Source organism: Streptococcus infantis (genome assembly GCF_047464155.1).
GTDB classification, from domain to species: Bacteria; Bacillota; Bacilli; order Lactobacillales; family Streptococcaceae; genus Streptococcus; species Streptococcus infantis_U.
The window spans coordinates 765636-785454 of the sequence record NZ_JASHCL010000001.1 but is presented as its reverse complement, the minus strand read 5'-3'; the positions used below and the strand labels follow the sequence as shown (position 1 = coordinate 785454).

The window sequence follows — 19819 nt, the reverse complement described above, 5'->3', positions numbered from 1 at the left end:
TATTAGAAAATTTCGAGGAGACAAACATGTCAGTTAAGATTGCTTTACTTGGATTTGGTACAGTAGCCAGTGGTGTGCCATTCTTGCTAAAGGAAAATAGAGAAAAAATTGTTCAAGCAGCCCAGTCAGAAATTGAAGTAGCTAAAGTTTTGGTCAAAGACGATCAAGAGAAAGCCCGCTTGCTTGAAGCAGGAAATGATTTTAATTTTGTAACAAATATCGATGAAATCTTGTTAGACAAAGACATCACGATTGTTGTTGAGTTGATGGGACGTATCGAGCCTGCAAAAACCTTTATCACTCGTGCGTTAGAAGCAGGGAAACACGTCGTAACAGCCAACAAGGACCTTTTGGCAGTCCATGGTGCAGAATTGCTTGAAATTGCTAAAGCTCACAATGTTGCTCTCTACTACGAAGCAGCTGTTGCAGGAGGAATTCCAATCCTTCGTACCTTGGTTAACTCACTAGCATCAGATAAAATCACTCGTGTTCTTGGTGTTGTCAATGGAACATCAAACTTCATGATGACTAAAATGGTAACCGAAGGTTGGTCTTACGAGGATGCTTTGGCAGAAGCCCAACGACTTGGCTTCGCTGAAAGCGACCCAACCAATGATGTGGACGGGATTGATGCAGCCTACAAGATGGTTATCCTTAGCCAGTTTGCTTTTGGGATGAATGTCAAGTTTGAAGATGTTGGTCACCAAGGAATTCGCAACATCACTCCAGAAGATGTGGCAGTAGCTCAAGAACTTGGTTATGTTGTGAAATTAGTTGGTTCTATCGAAGAAACAGCTTCTGGAATCGCTGCTGAGGTTACACCAACCTTCCTTCCTAAAGAACACCCACTAGCAAGTGTTAACGGTGTTATGAATGCGGTTTTTGTGGAATCTATCGGTATCGGCGAGTCTATGTACTACGGACCGGGTGCAGGTCAAAAACCAACTGCAACAAGTGTTGTGGCTGATATTGCCCGTATCGTTCGTCGTTTGAATGATGGAACAATTGGAAAAGCCTTTAATGAATACAGCCGTCCAGTGGTCTTGGCTAAGCCAGAAGATGTCAAAGCCAACTACTATTTCTCAATCTTGGCTCCAGACTCAAAAGGTCAAGTCTTGAAATTGGCTGAACTCTTTAACGCAGAAGATATTTCCTTCAAGCAAATCCTACAAGATGGCAAGCAAGAAGGTAAGGCTCGTATTGTCATCATCACTCATAAAATCAACAAGGCGCAACTTGAAAATATTACAGCAGCTTTGAAGCGTGTATCTGAGTTTGAACTTCTCAATACCTTCAAGGTTTTAGGAGACTAAGATGAAGATTATTGTACCTGCTACAAGTGCTAATGTGGGTCCAGGTTTTGACTCTGTTGGTGTAGCTGTAACTAAGTATCTAGAAATTCAGGTTTGTGAAGAACGTGAAGAATGGATGATTGAGCACCAACTAGGTAAATGGATTCCACGTGACGAACGTAATCTTTTGCTGAAGATTGCTCTACAGATTGTTCCAGACCTACAACCTAGACGTTTGAAGATGGTCAGTGATATTCCGCTTGCACGTGGACTAGGTTCTTCTAGTTCAGTCATCGTTGCAGGGATTGAGCTGGCAAATCAACTCGGGAACTTGAAGCTAAGCAAACATGAAAAATTACAGTTGGCGACTAAGATTGAGGGACACCCTGATAATGTTGCACCTGCTATCTATGGAAATCTCGTCATTGCTAGCTCAGTCGAAGGCCAGGTTTCAGCAGTTGTGGTGCCCTTCCCAGAGTGTGCTTTCTTAGCTTATATTCCAAACTATGAATTGCGTACTCGCGATAGTCGCGGTGTCTTGCCTAAGAAACTTTCTTACAAGGAAGCTGTTGCAGCAAGTTCTATCGCCAATGTGGCTATTGCAGCCCTACTGACTGGAGATATGGTCAAAGCAGGCCAAGCTATTGAGAGTGACCTCTTCCACGAGCGTTACCGTCAAGAACTGGTGCGAGAATTTGCGACCATCAAAAAAGTTGCCAAGAAAAATGGTGCTTATGCAACCTACCTCTCTGGAGCTGGTCCGACTGTCATGGTCTTGGCTGACCCTGACAAGATGCCAAAGATTAAGGCAGAGCTTGAAAAGCAACCTTTCAAAGGCAAGCTTCATGATTTACAAGTAGACACAGAAGGCGTTCGCGTCGAAGCAAAATAAATTTAGCAATAGGATGGGGAAACTCTCTATTAGAGGGCTTCCTGTCCTTTTTTTGAAAATGAAACATGGGATATGAAATGTTTCCCGTGTTTAGCGACCGACAGACGGTCAAGGAGGATTTGAAATGGCAGAAATATATCTAGCAGGCGGTTGTTTTTGGGGCTTGGAAGAGTACTTTTCACGTATTTCTGGAGTGCTGCAAACCAGTGTTGGTTATGCCAATGGTCAGGTAGAAACCACCAATTATCAACTAATCAAAGAAACAGATCATGCAGAGACTGTACAAGTTATCTATGATGAAAAAGCAGTCTCGCTCCGTGAGATTTTGCTTTATTATTTCCGAGTCATTGATCCATTATCTGTCAACCAACAAGGAAACGACCGTGGTCGTCAGTACCGCACAGGGATTTATTATCAAGATGAAGAGGATTTGCCAACCATCCATACGGTCGTTCGAGAACAAGAGCTTCTCATCGGTCGTAAAATAGCGGTAGAAGTGGAGAAACTCCGTCACTATATCCTGGCTGAGGACTATCACCAAGACTACCTCAAGAAAAATCCTGGTGGTTATTGCCACATTGATGTGAGGGATGCTGAGAAACCACTGATAGATGCCGCCAACTATGAAAAACCTAGTCAGGCAGTTTTACGAGAAAGTTTATCAGAAGAGTCCTACCGAGTTACCCAAGAGGCTGCGACGGAAGCTCCCTTTAGCAATGCCTATGACCAAACTTTTGAGGAAGGAATTTATGTAGATATCACGACTGGCGAGCCCCTCTTCTTTGCCAAGGATAAGTTTGCCTCAGGCTGTGGTTGGCCAAGCTTTAGCCGTCCTATTTCCAAGGAACTCATTCATTACTACCAGGACTTGAGTCATGGTATGGAGCGAATCGAAGTTCGTTCACGTTCAGGAAATGCTCACTTGGGACATGTCTTTACAGACGGACCTCAGGAACTAGGTGGTTTACGCTATTGTATTAATTCTGCATCCTTACGATTCATTGCTAAGGATGAGATGGAAGAGGCTGGCTATGGCTACCTACTTCCATATTTGAACAAGTAGAAAAGATGGTGGTTTTCCCACCTTCTTCATTTTGAAAATAGAAGGGACACATGAAACAATTACTTTCTTACTTTAAACCCTACCTGAAAGAGTCTTTCCTAGCACCCTTGTTTAAGTTGTTAGAGGCTGTCTTTGAACTTTTGGTTCCCATGGTGATAGCTGGGATTGTCGACCAATCCATCCCTCAAAAAGATCAGGGTCATCTCTGGCTGCAAATGGGTCTCCTCTTTGTTTTTGCAGTTATCGGCGTTTTGGTAGCTTTAGTAGCCCAGTTTTACTCAGCCAAGGCAGCAGTCGGCTTTACTAAGGAGTTGACCAATGACCTTTATCGTCATATTCTTTCCTTGCCTAAGGATAGTAGAGACCGTTTGACAACTTCGAGTTTGGTGACGCGCTTGACTTCAGATACCTATCAGATTCAGACAGGGATCAATCAATTTTTACGCCTCTTTTTAAGGGCGCCTATTATTGTTTTCGGTGCCATTTTCATGGCTTATCGCCTCTCGCCTGAATTGACTCTATGGTTCTTGGTCATGGTTGCCATTTTGACCTTTGTCATTGTCGTGTTATCACGCTTGGTCAATCCTCTCTACAGTAGTTTGAGAAAGAAAACTGACCAGCTAGTTCAGGAGACGCGCCAACAGATACAAGGGATGCGTGTGATTCGTGCTTTTGGCCAAGAAAAACGAGAGATTGAGAATTTCCAACGACTCAACCAAATCTATACGGCTATCCAAATGAAAACAGGCTACTGGTCTAGTCTATTGACCCCCTTGACCTATTTGATTGTCAACGGAACTTTGCTGGTGATTATCTGGAATGGTTATATTTCTATTCAGGGAGGCTGGCTCAGTCAGGGAGCCTTGATTGCCCTGATCAACTATCTCTTACAAATTTTGGTAGAGTTGATTAAACTAGCCATGCTGATTAATTCACTCAACCAGTCTTATATATCAGCTAAGCGTATTGAGGAAGTCTTCGCTGAAAAACCTGAAGATATTCATACTGAACTTAAGGCAGGAAGGGTTTCTGGAAATCAAGTTTTACACGTCCAAGACTTGACCTTTACTTATCCAGATGCAGCTCAGCCTTCGCTAAGGGATATTTCTTTTGATATGCAGCAAGGAGAAATTCTTGGGATCATCGGAGGAACTGGTTCTGGTAAGTCAACCTTGGTACAGGTTTTACTTGGTTTGTACAAACCAGATAAAGGAACAGTGGGCCTCTATCAGGCTGGACATGGCTCTCGGGATCTGGCTCAATGGCGGTCCTGGATAGCCTATGTCCCTCAAAAGGTTGAACTTTTTAAGGGAACGATTCGTTCCAATTTGACCTTGGGTATGGAAGAGCCTGTCTCTGACCAAGAACTTTGGCAGGCTTTGGAAATTGCCCAGGCCAAGGACTTTGTCAGTGAAAAAGAAGGGCTCTTGGACGCAGAGGTCCAAGCAGGAGGTCGTAATTTCTCAGGTGGACAAAAACAACGCTTGTCCATTGCCCGAGCAGTTTTACGCCAAGCACCTTTTCTTATCCTGGATGATGCGACTTCTGCCCTTGATACCATTACCGAGTCTAATCTTCTAACGGCCATTCAGGAAAACTTGCCAAATACTAGTTTGATCCTGATTTCCCAACGAACTTCGACCTTGAAGATTGCAGACCAGATTCTTCTTTTAGAGAAGGGTCAACAATTAGCACTTGGAAATCATGAAGAATTGATGAAGACGAGTCAAGTCTATCGTGAGATCAATGCTTCCCAACATGGAAAGGAGGACTAGAATGAAAGGCAAACATGCAAGTCAAACCCTTAAACGCTTAGCGAAAGATTTAGCAAACCATCCCGTCCTTCTTTTCCTGGCTTTCTTGGGAACCATTGCACAGGTGGCCCTATCCATCTATCTGCCAATCTTGATTGGACAGGTGATTGACCAAGTCTTAGTGACAGGATCATCTCAGGTATTCTGGCAAATTTTTCTCCAGATGATTTTGGTGGTTATTGGGAATACGCTGGTACAATGGACCAACCCGCTCCTTTATAATCGTCTCATCTTTTCATACACCAGAGATTTGCGGGAGAAAATCATTGAAAAACTCCATCGTTTGCCGATTGCCCTTGTAGATAGACAAGGTAGTGGGGAAATGGTCAGCCGTGTGACGACAGATATTGAACAGTTGGCAGCGGGTCTGAATATGATTTTCAACCAATTTTTCATCGGAGTTTTGATGATTTTGGTCAGCATTCTTGCCATGCTCCAAATTCATCTCTTGATGACGCTCTTAGTTCTGCTCTTAACACCTCTGTCTATGGTCATTTCACGCTTTATCGCTAAGAGGTCCTACCATCTCTTTCAGAAGCAGACGGAGACTAGAGGGATTCAAACCCAGCTGATTGAAGAGTCACTTAGTCAGCAAAACATTATCCAGTCTTTTAATGCTCAGGAAGAATTTATCGATAGACTTCATGAAGCTAATGACAACTACTCAGGTTATTCTCAATCGGCTATCTTTTATTCGTCAACAGTCAATCCTTCGACACGATTTGTCAATTCCCTCATTTATGCCCTTCTTGCTGGGGTAGGAGCCTTACGCATCATAGCAGGTTCCACCTTGACCATTGGTCGTTTGGTAACCTTTTTGAACTATGTGCAGCAGTATACCAAACCCTTCAACGATATTTCATCAGTTTTGGCTGAGTTGCAGAGTGCCTTAGCCTGCGCAGAACGTGTTTATGCGGTTCTAGAGAGTCCGGAAGTTACAGAAACTGGTCTGGAAGAATTGAACAGTGACCAAGTCAAGGGAGCCATCTCCTTTAAGCATGTTTCTTTTGGTTACAATCCTGAAAAGATCTTGATTAAGGACTTGTCTATTGATATCCCAGCTGGTAGTAAGGTCGCCATCGTTGGTCCAACGGGTGCTGGTAAGTCTACACTCATCAATCTTCTCATGCGATTTTATCCTATTAACTCAGGAGATATATTACTAGACGGTCACTCGATTTATGACTATACCCGAGCCTCATTGAGACAGCAGTTTGGGATGGTGCTCCAAGAAACCTGGCTCAAGCAAGGAACCATTCATGACAATATTGCCTTTGGAAATCCTGATGCTAGTCGAGAGCAAGTCATTGCAGCAGCCAAGGCAGCGAACGCAGATTTCTTTATCCAACAATTACCTCAGGGTTATGATACCAAGCTTGAAAATGCGGGTGAATCACTGTCAGTCGGTCAGGCTCAGCTCTTGACCATCGCACGTGTCTTTCTAGCCATTCCTAAGATTCTGATATTAGACGAAGCGACTTCATCCATCGATACCCGGACAGAGGTGCTGGTTCAGGACGCCTTTGCTAAACTCATGAAGGGGCGGACAAGTTTTATCATTGCCCATCGTTTGTCAACCATTCAAGATTCTGATTTGATTCTTGTCTTGGTAGATGGAGATATTGTCGAACATGGCAATCATGAGGAACTCATGGCGAGAAAAGGCAAATACTATCAAATGCAGCAAGCAGCAGCCTTTAGCCCAGAGTAAATGGTAAAGCCATTATAATGCCAATGAACAAACAAGAAAAGTTGCCTTCGGGTGACTTTTTTGTTACAATAGCTAGAAAAATTATCCAGTATGAATACTTATATAGAAAAGGAGCCTAGGGATGAAAGTCTATCAGCATGTAAATATCGTGACTTGTGACCAAGATTTCCACGTTTACCTGGATGGGATTTTAGCTGTTAAAGAATCCCGAATCGTCTATGTCGGTCAGGAAAATCAAGAGATTCTCAATCAAGCAGATCAAATCATAGACTATCAGGGTGCTTGGATTATGCCTGGCTTGGTTAACTGCCATACCCACTCTGCCATGACAGGCTTGAGAGGGATTCGTGATGATAGCAATCTCCACGAATGGCTAGAAGACTATATCTGGCCAGCAGAAGCAGAATTTACACCAGAGATGACTACAAAAGCCGTCAAAGAGGCGCTAACAGAGATGCTCCAGTCAGGAACGACAACATTCAATGATATGTACAATCCTAACGGAGTGGAGATAGAGAAGATTTATGAAGCAGTCAAGGCATCTAAGATGCGTTGCTATTTTTCTCCAACCCTCTTTTCTTCAGATGTGGAGACGACAGACGAGACCATAGTCAGAACTCGAGCTATCATTGAGACAATCAAAGGCTACCAGGATCCCAAGTTCAAGGTCATGGTGGCCCCGCATTCGCCCTACAGTTGTAGTCGAGATTTGCTGGAGGCTAGCTTAGAACTAGCAAAAGAAGAAGACATTCCCCTTCATATCCATGTAGCTGAGACCCAGGAAGAGTCAGGCATTATCCTGAAACGTTATGGCAGAAGACCAATAGCATTTTTGGATGAACTTGGCTATTTAGACCATAAAGCTGTCTTTGCCCATGGAGTGGAGTTAAATGAAGCAGAGATTACCCGCTTGGCAGATTCGCAAGTCGCTATCGCCCACAATCCTATCAGCAACCTCAAACTAGCCTCAGGTATTGCACCAGTCGTTCAACTTCAAAGAGCAGGAGTACCGGTTGGTATTGCGACAGACTCTGTTGCTTCTAATAACAATCTCGATATGTTTGAAGAAGGGCGCACGGCGGCCCTTTTACAGAAAATGAAAAGTGGTGATGCTAGCCAATTTCCAATCGAAACTGCCCTCAAGGCACTGACCATCGAGGGTGCTAAGGTACTAGGAATGGAAGACGAGATTGGTAGTTTAGAAGTCGGTAAGCAAGCTGATTTTCTCGTCATTCAACCCCAAGGGAAAATCCATCTTCAACCCCAAGAAAACATGCTGTCTCACCTAGTCTATGCTGTCAAATCCAGTGATGTTGCTGACGTCTATATTGCTGGTCACCAAGTCATGAAAGACGGTCAAGTGTTGACAGTTAACTTGTAAAAAGTAGTATAAATTCTCTAAATCTCATGGGAAATTTCTTGTGAGATTTTCTAGTTTTGCTTATGGAATTGCAGGTTTGACTTCTTACAGAAATCTATTGATAATAAATTTTAAAAAACACCGATTAGATAAATAAGAAAAATTGTGGTATAATAAAACGATACAATTAAAGGAGTATGTATGGACATTTCAGAAATTCGTCAAAAAATTGACGCAAATCGTGAAAAATTAGCTTCTTTTAGGGGGTCTCTTTGACCTCGAAGGTTTAGAGGAAGAAATTGCCATTTTGGAAAACAAAATGACAGAACCTGATTTTTGGAACGATAATATTGCGGCCCAAAAAACGTCGCAAGAATTAAACGAACTCAAAAATACCTATAATACCTTCCACAAGATGGATGAGTTGCAGGATGAAGTTGAGATTTTACTAGACTTTTTGGCAGAAGATGAATCCGTGAAGGATGAGTTGGTCGAAAAACTCGATGAGTTGGATCAGATGATGACCAGCTATGAAATGACCCTTCTTTTGTCAGAACCCTATGATCACAACAATGCTATCCTTGAAATCCATCCGGGTTCAGGGGGAACAGAGGCTCAAGACTGGGGCGATATGCTCCTTCGTATGTATACTCGCTATGGAAATGCCAAAGGCTTCAAGGTTGAGGTCTTAGACTACCAAGCAGGTGATGAGGCAGGAATCAAGTCAGTAACCTTGTCATTTGAAGGACCAAATGCTTATGGTCTTCTCAAGTCAGAGATGGGAGTTCACCGTTTGGTCCGAATCTCACCATTTGACTCTGCTAAACGTCGCCACACCTCATTTACTTCTGTAGAAGTCATGCCAGAATTGGATGATACCATCGAAGTTGAAATCCGTGAGGATGACATCAAGATGGATACCTTCCGTTCAGGAGGAGCAGGTGGACAAAACGTCAACAAGGTTTCAACAGGTGTCCGCTTGACTCACATTCCGACAGGGATCGTCGTAGCATCAACCGTCGACCGTACTCAGTACGGAAACCGTGACCGTGCTATGAAGATGCTTCAGGCAAAACTCTATCAGATGGAGCAGGAAAAGAAAGCTGCTGAGGTAGACTCGCTCAAAGGTGAGAAAAAGGAAATTACATGGGGAAGCCAAATCCGCTCCTATGTATTTACACCTTATACAATGGTAAAAGACCATCGTACAAACTTTGAAGTAGCGCAAGTCGATAAGGTTATGGATGGAGACCTAGATGGTTTCATCGATGCTTATCTGAAATGGCGTATCAGTTAAAAGAAAGGAAGTCACATGTCAATCATTGAAATGAGAGATGTTGTCAAAAAATACGACAACGGGACAACAGCCCTACGTGGCATCACTGTAAATATCGATGCAGGAGAATTCGCCTACATCGTAGGACCTTCAGGTGCTGGTAAATCAACTTTTATCCGTGCCTTGTATCGTGAGGTCAAAATCGACAAAGGAAGCTTGCAAGTCGCAGGTTATAACCTAGTTAAAATTAAAAAGAAAGATATTCCGTTCTTGCGTAGAAATGTCGGAGTAGTCTTTCAGGATTACAAACTTTTGCCAAAGAAAACCGTTTATGAGAACATTGCATACGCAATGGAGGTTGTCGGTGAAAGCCGTCGTAACATCAAAAAACGTGTTATGGAAGTCTTGGACCTTGTCGGTTTGAAGCACAAGGTTCGTTCATTCCCAAATGAGCTTTCAGGTGGTGAGCAACAACGTATCGCCATCGCGCGTGCCATCGTAAACAATCCTAAAGTATTGATTGCTGACGAACCAACAGGTAACTTGGACCCAGATAACTCATGGGAAATCATGAACCTCTTGGAACGTATCAATCTTCAAGGGACAACTGTTTTGATGGCGACCCACAACAGCCAAATCGTAAATACCTTGCGCCACCGCGTTATTGCCATCGAAAATGGTCGCGTGGTACGTGATGAAGCGAAAGGAGACTACGGATACGATGATTAGTAGATTTTTCCGCCATCTATTCGAAGCTTTAAAGAGTTTAAAGCGTAATGGATGGATGACCATTGCTGCTATCAGTTCAGTAATGATTACCTTGACCTTGGTTGCTATCTTTGCTTCAGTTATCTTCAATACTGCAAAATTGGCAACTGATATCGAAAATAACGTCCGCGTCATGGTTTATGTTCGTAAAGACGTTGAAGACAACAGTGAAACCATTGTAAAAGAAGGCCAAACAGTCACGAACAACGACTACCACAAGGTCTACGATGCCCTCAAAGCCTTGCCAGCTGTTAAAAATGTAACCTTCTCAAGTAAAGAAGAACAGTACCAAAAGCTGACTGAAACCATGGGTGACGAGTGGAAGGTATTTGAAGGAGATGCAAACCCTCTTCATGATGCCTACATCGTAGATACCAATTCACCAAGTGATGTAAAACCAGTAGCTGAAGAAGCTAAGAAAATCGAAGGTGTCTCTGAAGTTCAAGACGGTGGTGCCAATACCGAACGTCTCTTCAAGTTGGCTTCCTTCATCCGTGTATGGGGATTGGTCATCGCAGGACTCTTGATTTTCATCGCAGTCTTCTTGATTTCAAATACCATCCGTATTACTATCATTTCACGTAGTCGTGAAATCCAAATCATGCGTTTGGTTGGTGCCAAGAACGGCTACATCCGTGGCCCATTCTTGCTAGAAGGTGCCTTTATCGGATTGTTGGGAGCAGCCCTTCCATCAGCTTTGGTTTACTTTATCTATAATAAAGTCTTCCAATCTGTCAATCCATCTTTGGTTGGCCAAAACCTATCTTTGATAACACCGGATACCTTTATTCCATTGATGATTGGACTCTTGTTCCTCATCGGAATCTGTATCGGTTCACTTGGTTCAGGAATCTCAATGCGTCGATTCTTGAAAATCTAAGTCAAATAACTTGATAAAACACATAAAAAAGTGGGATGTCATCAAGACTTCACAGTACTTGATACCCCGCTTTTTCTTTTGGTCTTGGGGCTCAGTCGCTTGCCAATTTTTGGTAAAGAGTGTATGATAGGAAAGGACCTTTTTTACTAATATGAATAATGAATGAGGAAAAGATGAAACAATTTTTGGAAAAAGTGAGCATACTATCCCTATCGTTAGTATTGATCACATCGTTTTCTATTTCGAGCGCCCTGCCTGCTATGTTTGACTATTATCAGGGCTATTCGACTGGTCAGGTCGAACTCTTGGTCAGCCTCCCATCCTTTGGGATTATGGCCATGCTTCTACTAAACGGACTTCTAGAGCGTATTTTTCCTGAACGCCTCCAGTTGACCTTGGGACTCTTGATTTTATCCATCAGTGGGACTGCACCTTTCTGGTATCAGGGTTATTACTTTGTCTTTGCAACCCGCTTGCTATTTGGGCTTGGAGTTGGGATGCTCAATGCCAAGGCTATTTCGATCATCAGTGAACGTTACCACGGCAAGACTCGTATCCAAATGCTTGGTTTTCGTGGCTCTGCTGAGGTAGTAGGAGCCTCTATCTTGACTCTGGCAGTTGGTCAGCTCCTAGCCTTTGGCTGGACCGCAACATTCTTAGCCTATGCCGCAGGCTTGGTAGTCTTGGTGCTCTTTCTTCTATTTGTCCCTTACAACAAGGAAGAAATTCACGAGTCCAAGCATCAGACAGAAGAAGCGGCGAAACTGACTCGTTCCATGCTCCAATTGATTTTCTTCCTTGCTATTGCAGCCGCAGTGATTGTATGTACCAATACTGCTATCACCTTCCGCATCCCTAGTCTTATGATTGAGGCAGGGTTTGGAGATGCTCAGTTGTCCAGTTTGGTACTTAGTGCCATGCAGTTGATTGGGATTCTAGCTGGAATCAGCTTTTCTTTCTTGATTTCGACCTTCAAGGAAAGGCTTCTATTGGTCGCTGGTGTCACTTTTGGTATCGGGCAAATCATCATTGCTCTTTCCCCATCACTCTGGGTGGTGGTTGCAGGTTCTATCCTGGGAGGATTTGCCTACAGTATCGCTCTGACGACAGTCTTTCAGTTGATATCTGAGCGAATTCCTGCAAAACTCCTCAACAAAGCAACTTCCTATGCTGTTTTGGGATGTTCTTTTGGAGCATCATTAACACCCTTCGTTCTTTCAGGGATTGGCTTGGTGACTATGGATAGTCGAATGACCTTCATCATTCTAGGAGCATGGATGATTGCTACATCAGTGCTTGTTTCCCTCTTATTGAAAAAAGAAGCCTAACAAAGAAAAACTCAAGGATGAATCCTTGAGTTTTTTGTCTATTAGCCAAACATCTGCCAAAAGTAATCGATGATGTAGGTCAAGCCATAAGTGTAAACGACTAGGGTAAAGGGTTTGGTCAGGATGATAATGGTCATATAACGCTTGAAGCTCATCTTGGTCAAAGCAGCCAACATGCAGAGAAAATCAGCTGGACTAACTGGCCAAATCATCATAAAGATAAAGAAACGGTCAAAGCGATTGCCCTCATCAAGCCAACCGATATACTTGTCATAGGTGCGCTTGCTGACCATGGACTGGACAAAGGGTGCTCCGTAGAGACGCACCAAGTAAAAGATAATGGCACAACCAATGACAATGCCGATATAGTTATAAATCGTTCCGATGATGTGACCGTAGATAAAGACACCTGCAACGGAGGTCAGGGCACCTGGAATGATAGGAACAACCGTCTGTAAAATCTGCAAAAAAATAAAGAGTGGTGGTCCCCAAACCCCAGCTTGCTGGATAAAGGCAGATAGGGTTTCCTTGGAGTGCAAGATACCGGCTTGATAGGCCCAGATACAGAATATTAAAGTACCAACTCCACCGACGATGGAGGAAATATGAATAGCTTGCTGTAGAAGGGGAGAAACAGCTTTCATTTCTTTATCGTGTGACATGGAAACTCCTCTTGTATAGTATGATTCTACTATATCATATTTTAGGGAGAAAGACTAGATGGTTTTTCTGAGGGAAGTAGGATCATCAAGGCGCTTTCTGCCTGTAATATGATATAATGATAGGAAGAATGCGGTTTCCAAAAGGAGAAATATAGATGCAGGTAAAACCAGAACTGGAAATAGAAAAACAACTGATTAACCAGCTGGTAACTGGTGAAAGCCAATGGACTTATAGAGAAGACCTAAAAACAGAAGAACAACTATGGGACAATTTCTTTGAGAAATTAGCCCAAAACAACGTTGCTCTGCTAGCAGACCATCCCTTGACTGAACAGGAAAAACGCCAGATTCAGAATCAACTCAACTTTGTCAGCTACTATGATGCTGCCAAGTGGTTGGTCGGAGAAAACGGCATTGCCAAAGTCGAAGTTCAAAGAGAAGATGCTAGCTTAGGTACCATCCGTTTGTCAGTCATTTGGCGTGACAATATCGCAGCAGGAAAGTCTAGCTACGAAGTTGTCAATCAAGTCCAACGAGAAAAAGTAAATCCACTGGACCAAGACCGTAGACTGGATGTTACTCTTCTCATTAACGGCTTGCCCATGATTCAAATCGAGCTCAAGAGTTCCCAAGCAGCCTTCATCGATGCCTTTCACCAGATTAAAAAATATGACCGTGAAGGGAAATTCCGTGGTATCTACTCTAGCTTGCAGATGTTTGTTGTGACCAATAAAGTAGACACTCGCTATATCGCTGCAGCTCGTGAAAATAAACTTAACAAACAATTTCTAACCAAATGGGTGGATAAGGACAATCATCCTGTGACAAATCTGACCAGTTTTGCCCATGAAGTCCTTTCGATTCCGCGTGCCCATCAGATGGTCATGCAATATTCTGTCATTGATGATAGCAAGAAATCTCTCATTCTCTTGCGCCCCTACCAGATCCATGCTATCGAAGCGGTGCAGGAAGCCTCTCGCCAGCAAGCATCAGGTTATGTTTGGCATACGACAGGTTCAGGGAAGACCTTGACTTCTTATAAGGTAGCTCGTAATCTCCTTCAAATTCCATCGATCCAAAAGACGATTTTTGTCGTTGACCGCAGGGACTTGGACCAACAAACCACATCATCCTTCCTCTCTTATGCGACTAATGACGTCATCGATATCGATGAGACGGATAATACCCATGATTTGGTCAAGCGACTAGGAAGTAATGATAAGCGTGTCGTGGTGACCACTATCCAGAAAATCACTACCATGATGCGCAAGTTTGACCAAGGTCTTTACCAACGAGATGCGGATAAAATCAAGGGACTCCGAGTGGCCTTTGTCGTGGATGAATGCCACCGTGCTGTGACACCACAAACACAAAAAGACATTAAAGCCTTTTTCCCTCAGTCCCTCTGGTATGGATTTACAGGCACGCCTATCTTTAAGGAAAATAAACGCCAGCAGGTCGGCGACCTCGCCCAAACCACCCAGCAACAGTATGGAGACCGTCTCCATGAGTATACGGTCAAGGAAGCCATCCATGATGGAGCTGTCCTAGGCTTTAAGGTAGATTATCGCAATACCCTCATCACAGACCAGTCTGAAAATGACATACCAGATACCGTCTACGAGAATGAGGAGCACATGCTGGAAGTCTTGGATGCTATTATCAATAAATCCCGCCAACAACTGGGCTTCCAAAAAGGAGTGGGCAATACCTACAATGCCATCCTGACTGTCAAGTCTATCCCTCAAGCCCAAGCCTACTATGACCTTCTCAAAAGAGTCAAGGCTGGACAGACACGAGTCAAGGTATCTGAAAGAGTCAAGATGATCCTTCCAGACTTTCCAAAGGCAACCATCACCTACTCCGTTACGGAGAATGAAGAAGACTCAAGAGCCAACCAAGACCACATGAAGCAGGTCTTAGAGGACTATAACCAAGAGTTTGATACTCACTTTACTATGGCGGATCTGCGTGGCTTCAATACCGATGTCAATAACCGCTTAGCCCGAAAACAAGATAAGTATCTCTATCGCAATGAACAGTTGGACTTGGTTATCGTAGTCAATCGTCTCCTGACAGGATTTGATGCCCCTTGTCTATCGACTCTCTTTATCGACAGAAAGCCCATGCAACCGCAGGACTTGATTCAGGCCTTTAGCCGAACCAATCGTATCTTTGATTCTAGTAAGACCTATGGCCATATCATCACCTTCCAAAAGCCTCTAGCCTTCAAGGAAGCAGTTGATAATGCCCTCAAGCTCTACTCAAATGGTGGAGAAAATGAGGTTCTAGCACCGAGCTGGGAAGAGGAAAAGAGAAACTTTTTGAGAAGTTGTAGAGATTTCCAAAATCTAATCACCGATGACCCCGAAGAAGGACTCCAACTCGAACAAATCTCTACTCCACAGTTGAGAAAAATCGCCAAGGCCTATCAAGGATTTGATAAGTACCTAGCTTCTATCCGAGTGTATAAAGAGTATGATGAGGACGAAATATACGCCCAAACGGGACTCAGCGCAGAAGAGTTGGAAGTTTATCTTGGTTTTTATCAAAATATCCTAGCAGAGTTGAAAAGTCGTTCTGAAGATGATAACGACGATGGCGAACCACTTGATATCCACTATGAACTAGAGTCTATCCAAGTAGATGAGATTAACTACGCCTATATCTTGACCTTGATCCAAAGCCTGATCGAGCAAGAGCAGAGTCCGGAAAAGAGTCTTAGTGCACAGGACAGAGAAGCAGTGGATACCTATATCCAAAGTCTGGAGAAGACCAATCCAAATCTGGCACAGATCATCTCAGAGCTTTGGCAAGAAGTACAGGCAAATCCTGACCGATACAGAGGTCAATCCATCGCCAATATCCTTGACCAGATGATTGAAGCAGTCATCCAGCAGCATATCCAAGACTTTAGTAAGACCTGGTATGTGGGCGAAGATGAACTCCGCTACTATGTCAATCACTACCGCAAGGGAGCTAAAAAGCAACTAGGAGAAAGTCAACTGACCAAGAGTCAGCGCTACAAGGACTATAAAGTTGAGGTGACAGATGCCCTCAACCCACTCCTCTATAAAAAACAAATCAAAGAAGCCTATACCCAACTGATTGAAGAAGTGATTGAGCCGTTGAGGGTTGGGAGGTAGAATATGAAAATACAATTAATTAATTATACTGGTGAGAATAGCAAAGGACTATTAGTAGATTTATGTAATTCGTTTGGAAATGCAGAGTCTTTAGACTCGTACGATCTAAATATAATTGATTTAACAGATGAATTAATATGGCAAAATAGAAGTTTCAGAGCAGATTTTGATACTCTAAATTGTGATGATGATTTTCAAACTTTGAAAACTAGCATTATTCGTTCTAGCAAAACAAATTATTTATATGTTTTACCAAAGAATATTAAATTTAAAACAAATTTTGATAATCCAAATAGGCATTCTAGTAAGGTTCATCTAACTAGTGTATATATTAAGAATAATATTTATAAACTAACAACCAATTTGCAAAAGGTCATTCCTTTTAACTTTACCTTGTACTATGAGAAAACTTCAACGTATTTATCGGAAATTGAATTATCAGCTGATTTTTATTTTGACCTAAATATGAGGACAAATGAGGATGGAATTGTAATTTCTAAGAATGAGATATACTCGAGTGGAAGTGAAAAGTTAGTATTTTTAACATTGGGTAGAAATTCAATAACATCTTTACAGATTGAAAATGATAATTTAAAGCTGATATTAGATAATATATTTTTAACACAATCTCTTGAAAACATTCCTAAATGGTTTTCGAAACTAGAATTTTTTGACGATGCTTATCAAACGGGAATAGCGAAAATAGAAGAAAGAAAAATTCAAGAATCAAAACTTAAAATAGAAAATGTTGAACAAATTATTAAAAAAATAAATATTATGAATCGATACTTTATAAATCAGGAAAAGAATTAGAACATGTTCTAATAGAGATGTTAGTAGAAATGCTTGAAATAAAAACTGATTTTAAAGACACTAAAGATGAAGATTTCTCTTTTGAAAAGAATGGGATTCATTATCTATTTGAATTTAAAGGGTTAACTAAAGATCTAAAAAAATCCAATATTTCTCAGTTAATGACTCATGTATATAAATATGCCGAAAAGAAAGAAATTTCGGATAAAATTATTAAGAGAATTATCATTGTAAATCGGTTTAAGGATATAGATCCGAAAGACAGGGAATTAATCAATGATAGTATTATAGATATAGCAAAAAATAAGATATATAATGTGTTAATTATCGACACATTGCAATTTTTAATGCTATTTGAAAAATATAAACGTGGAGAAATAGTTATTGATGAAATTATTACTAGTTTTGATCAAATTGGGCTCTTTGAACTAAGTTAGATATAAAAATAAATATTGCGTTTCATTCATATTTAAAGAATAGGAGAATGTTTATGAAAAAAAGTGTTGGAGTTAGAGGTGCATATTTACTTTTTTCTAAGGAGGAAGAGATAGAATTACAAGAAAGATATTCCAAAGAAGATATAGAGATCTTATTTTTTGGAGAAGACAGTTTACAGGCATCTTTCGATTCATTTATTGAAATAATTTTAAATGAAGAAATGTTGAGAGCTATAATAGCAGGACTAACAGTTGAGATTTTAAAAGTGTTAATTTTTAAGGCTACATCTTCTATTAAGAATAAAAAAATAATAAAATTTGAGTCGGCTGATAAAATTTCACCAGCTACTATCACGATAAAAGCTTCAACTAAAAAGGGAACAATCTATCAAAATATACAGAATGATATTTCTGACAAAAATTTTTACGAGTCAATTAATAAAATAAAAGAAGCTAAAATACTTTTAGATTCCAACAAAAAAGATGGTATAAACGACTTATTCATAGTTGAAAACAGTATAGGAAATCTTGAGATAATGACCATGAAGGAATACATTGAGTATAGGAAAAAGAGTGAAGAAAATGATCAACAGAAACATTCCAAAAATAAGATTTAAGGAATTTGTTAATAATTGGAATAACTATAAATTAGGACAGCTTGGAAATTTTAAGTCGGGAATAGGCTTTCCAGATAGTCAACAAGGTGGTACAGAAGGGATTCCATTTTTTAAGGTTTCTGATATGAATAATATTGGAAATGAAACTGAGATGAGGAATGCAAATAATTATGTTACACAGGAGCAAATTATGAAAAATAGTTGGAAGGTTATTGATGAAACTCCAGCTATCATATTTGCTAAAGTTGGTGCTGCATTGATGTTAAATAGAAAACGGTTAGTTACTAGACCTTTTCTGATTGACAATAATACTATGAGCTATTCCTTCGATGAATCATGGGATAAAGATTTTGGTTTAACATTATTTCAAACGATAAATTTGCCTAAGTATGCACAAATCGGTGCTCTTCCTTCATACAATGCTAGTGATATAGCAATGATAAAGGTTAATGTACCAAATGTTCAAGAACAATCTGCCATTGGCTCCCTCTTCCGCACTCTCGCCGACCTTTTAGCTAGCTACAAGGACAATCTTGCTAGCTACCAATCTCTCAAGGCGACCATACTCTCAAAGATGTTTCCCAAAGCTGGACAGACCGTTCCTGAGATTCGTTTGGATGGATTTGAGGGGGAGTGGGAGAATTTAAGACTAGGTGACTGTGCAATAATTAAAGGAAGGTTAGGTTGGAAAAGTCTAAAACAAGAAGAATATACTGAAGTTGGACCAAGTATGATTGCTGGTAAACATATAAAAAATGGAGTAATTGATTGGGGAGAAGTCGACCATATACCACAGTGGAGATATGATGAATCTCCAGAGATTATGTTAGAGAACGGAGATATCATTTTTTCAAAAGATGGATCTCTTGGAAACCCTGCTTTAGTTTCGAATTTGAAAGGGGAAACAACGATTAATTCAACAATGATGTTAGTACGGTTGGATAAGAAAGTTTCTTCTCAGTTTTTCTATCAGGTTTTGACGAGTTCTGTATTTCAAAAATTAATTTATCTAAAGGTATCGGGTAGTAGTATACCTCATCTATTTCAAGCAGATATGCAAGATTTTAGGTTTTTTGCTCCTTGTATAGAAGAACAACAAGCCATCGGCTCCTATTTCTCTAATCTCGATAATCTCATTAATTCTTACCAAGAAAAAATTTTTCAACTTGAAACACTCAAAAAGAAACTCTTGCAGGATATGTTTATATAGAATTTTGTTATGAAAAAATTTAAAAGATTATGTTTGTCATTTTGTTTATCAATTTGTTCTTTTTCGCCAGGTTTAGTCTTGTATCTATTTACTATAGACATTTTTCCCTCACATGATACTTATGTATGTAGTTTTCTAAAAATAGGAGTGTTGACTTTCCTGATGCTTTCTTTTTCTTTTGGAGTCTTACAGTATTTGATAAGATTCAAGGAAGCGAATGATACTGCTCAAGTTGAAAGTATACAGCCGGTAGAAAATGAAATCATTCCAACTTACTTAGGACTTTTTGTAATTATGCTGGGTTTAGGTGAATTAACTTTCTTATATCAGATTGTAGTAATAGTCCTCATTTTTCTAATATGGTGGATTCTTATGGAGAGATCGTATTATTTTAATTTGATATGGTTACTCTCATATCGTTATTACAGAGTCACTGATAAAAACGGTAATGTCTTTATTATTTATAGCAAGAAAAAAGATGTTAAAGAGACTGGGACTATAGAAGGTCTAGTTAGAATAAATAATTTTACATTTTTGGAGAAGGGATAAT

17 protein-coding genes are annotated in these 19819 nt (G+C 40.9%); 16 read left to right on the top strand and 1 reads right to left on the bottom strand.

All coding sequences use genetic code 11. The features are described from left to right. Window positions 1–26 precede the first annotated feature (26 nt). The 10 genes from QM810_RS03790 (at window position 27) to QM810_RS03745 (ending at window position 12384) form a co-directional block, all read left to right on the top strand. On the top strand, window positions 27–1313 hold the full coding sequence (locus QM810_RS03790; protein WP_414253913.1) for a homoserine dehydrogenase: 1287 nt from the start codon (window positions 27–29) through the stop codon (window positions 1311–1313). A 1-nt stretch (window position 1314) separates the two neighbouring features. Then, a complete protein-coding gene (gene thrB, locus QM810_RS03785) occupies window positions 1315–2184 on the top strand; it encodes a homoserine kinase (protein ID WP_254730545.1) in 870 nt (289 codons plus the stop codon). Window positions 2185–2308: 124 nt separating this feature from the next. After that, a complete protein-coding gene (gene msrB, locus QM810_RS03780; protein ID WP_414253912.1) occupies window positions 2309–3247 on the top strand; it encodes a peptide-methionine (R)-S-oxide reductase MsrB in 939 nt (312 codons plus the stop codon). A 50-nt stretch (window positions 3248–3297) separates the two neighbouring features. Continuing rightward, window positions 3298–5022 (top strand): ABC transporter ATP-binding protein, encoded by a 1725-nt coding sequence (locus QM810_RS03775; RefSeq protein WP_414253911.1) that lies wholly within the window; start codon window positions 3298–3300, stop codon window positions 5020–5022. Window position 5023: 1 nt separating this feature from the next. After that, entirely contained in the window at window positions 5024–6772 is a 1749-nt protein-coding gene (locus tag QM810_RS03770; RefSeq protein WP_414253910.1) for an ABC transporter ATP-binding protein, read from the top strand. Between the two features lie 121 nt (window positions 6773–6893). Beyond that, window positions 6894–8153: a TRZ/ATZ family protein gene (locus QM810_RS03765; protein WP_414253909.1), complete on the top strand. Its 1260-nt coding sequence runs from the start codon at window positions 6894–6896 to the stop codon at window positions 8151–8153. Window positions 8154–8333: 180 nt separating this feature from the next. Beyond that, window positions 8334–9429, top strand: a protein-coding gene (gene prfB, locus QM810_RS03760) for a peptide chain release factor 2 (RefSeq protein WP_100069481.1) whose coding sequence is annotated in 2 segments (ribosomal slippage) — window positions 8334–8405 and window positions 8407–9429 — 1095 coding nt in all. Because the reading frame shifts where the segments join, the coding sequence is not laid out codon by codon here. 15 nt (window positions 9430–9444) lie between these two features. Next, window positions 9445–10137: a cell division ATP-binding protein FtsE gene (gene ftsE / locus QM810_RS03755; RefSeq protein ID WP_414253908.1), complete on the top strand. Its 693-nt coding sequence runs from the start codon at window positions 9445–9447 to the stop codon at window positions 10135–10137. After that, the gene (gene ftsX, locus QM810_RS03750; protein WP_414253907.1) at window positions 10130–11056 is read left to right on the top strand and encodes a permease-like cell division protein FtsX; all 927 of its coding nucleotides are present in this window, start codon (window positions 10130–10132) and stop codon (window positions 11054–11056) included. The genes ftsE and ftsX overlap by 8 nt, the downstream gene beginning before the upstream one ends. 173 nt (window positions 11057–11229) lie before the next feature. After that, window positions 11230–12384 (top strand): MFS transporter, encoded by a 1155-nt coding sequence (locus tag QM810_RS03745; protein WP_414253906.1) that lies wholly within the window; start codon window positions 11230–11232, stop codon window positions 12382–12384. Window positions 12385–12425: 41 nt separating this feature from the next. Here the strand turns inward: QM810_RS03745 and QM810_RS03740 are convergent, their stop codons facing one another. After that, window positions 12426–13046 (bottom strand): TVP38/TMEM64 family protein, encoded by a 621-nt coding sequence (locus QM810_RS03740; protein ID WP_414253905.1) that lies wholly within the window; start codon window positions 13044–13046, stop codon window positions 12426–12428. A 155-nt stretch (window positions 13047–13201) separates the two neighbouring features. On the opposite strand from QM810_RS03740, the gene QM810_RS03735 reads away from it, so the two are divergent. Genes QM810_RS03735 through QM810_RS03710 form a run of 6 tightly spaced genes read left to right on the top strand, consistent with a single transcriptional unit; the run spans window position 13202 to window position 19818 of the window. Further along, window positions 13202–16192: a type I restriction endonuclease subunit R gene (locus tag QM810_RS03735; RefSeq protein WP_414253904.1), complete on the top strand. Its 2991-nt coding sequence runs from the start codon at window positions 13202–13204 to the stop codon at window positions 16190–16192. A 3-nt stretch (window positions 16193–16195) separates the two neighbouring features. Further along, entirely contained in the window at window positions 16196–17005 is an 810-nt protein-coding gene (locus tag QM810_RS03730; protein ID WP_414253903.1) for a hypothetical protein, read from the top strand. A 17-nt stretch (window positions 17006–17022) separates the two neighbouring features. Next, window positions 17023–17442 (top strand): hypothetical protein, encoded by a 420-nt coding sequence (locus tag QM810_RS03725; RefSeq protein WP_414253902.1) that lies wholly within the window; start codon window positions 17023–17025, stop codon window positions 17440–17442. Window positions 17443–17495: 53 nt separating this feature from the next. Next, window positions 17496–18059: a hypothetical protein gene (locus QM810_RS03720; protein WP_414253901.1), complete on the top strand. Its 564-nt coding sequence runs from the start codon at window positions 17496–17498 to the stop codon at window positions 18057–18059. Next, window positions 18025–19269: a restriction endonuclease subunit S gene (locus QM810_RS03715; protein WP_414253982.1), complete on the top strand. Its 1245-nt coding sequence runs from the start codon at window positions 18025–18027 to the stop codon at window positions 19267–19269. Before QM810_RS03720 ends, QM810_RS03715 begins: the two co-directional genes overlap by 35 nt. Before the next feature lie 9 nt (window positions 19270–19278). Further along, window positions 19279–19818 (top strand): hypothetical protein, encoded by a 540-nt coding sequence (locus tag QM810_RS03710; RefSeq protein ID WP_060552961.1) that lies wholly within the window; start codon window positions 19279–19281, stop codon window positions 19816–19818. The last annotated feature ends 1 nt before the right edge of the window (window position 19819 follow it).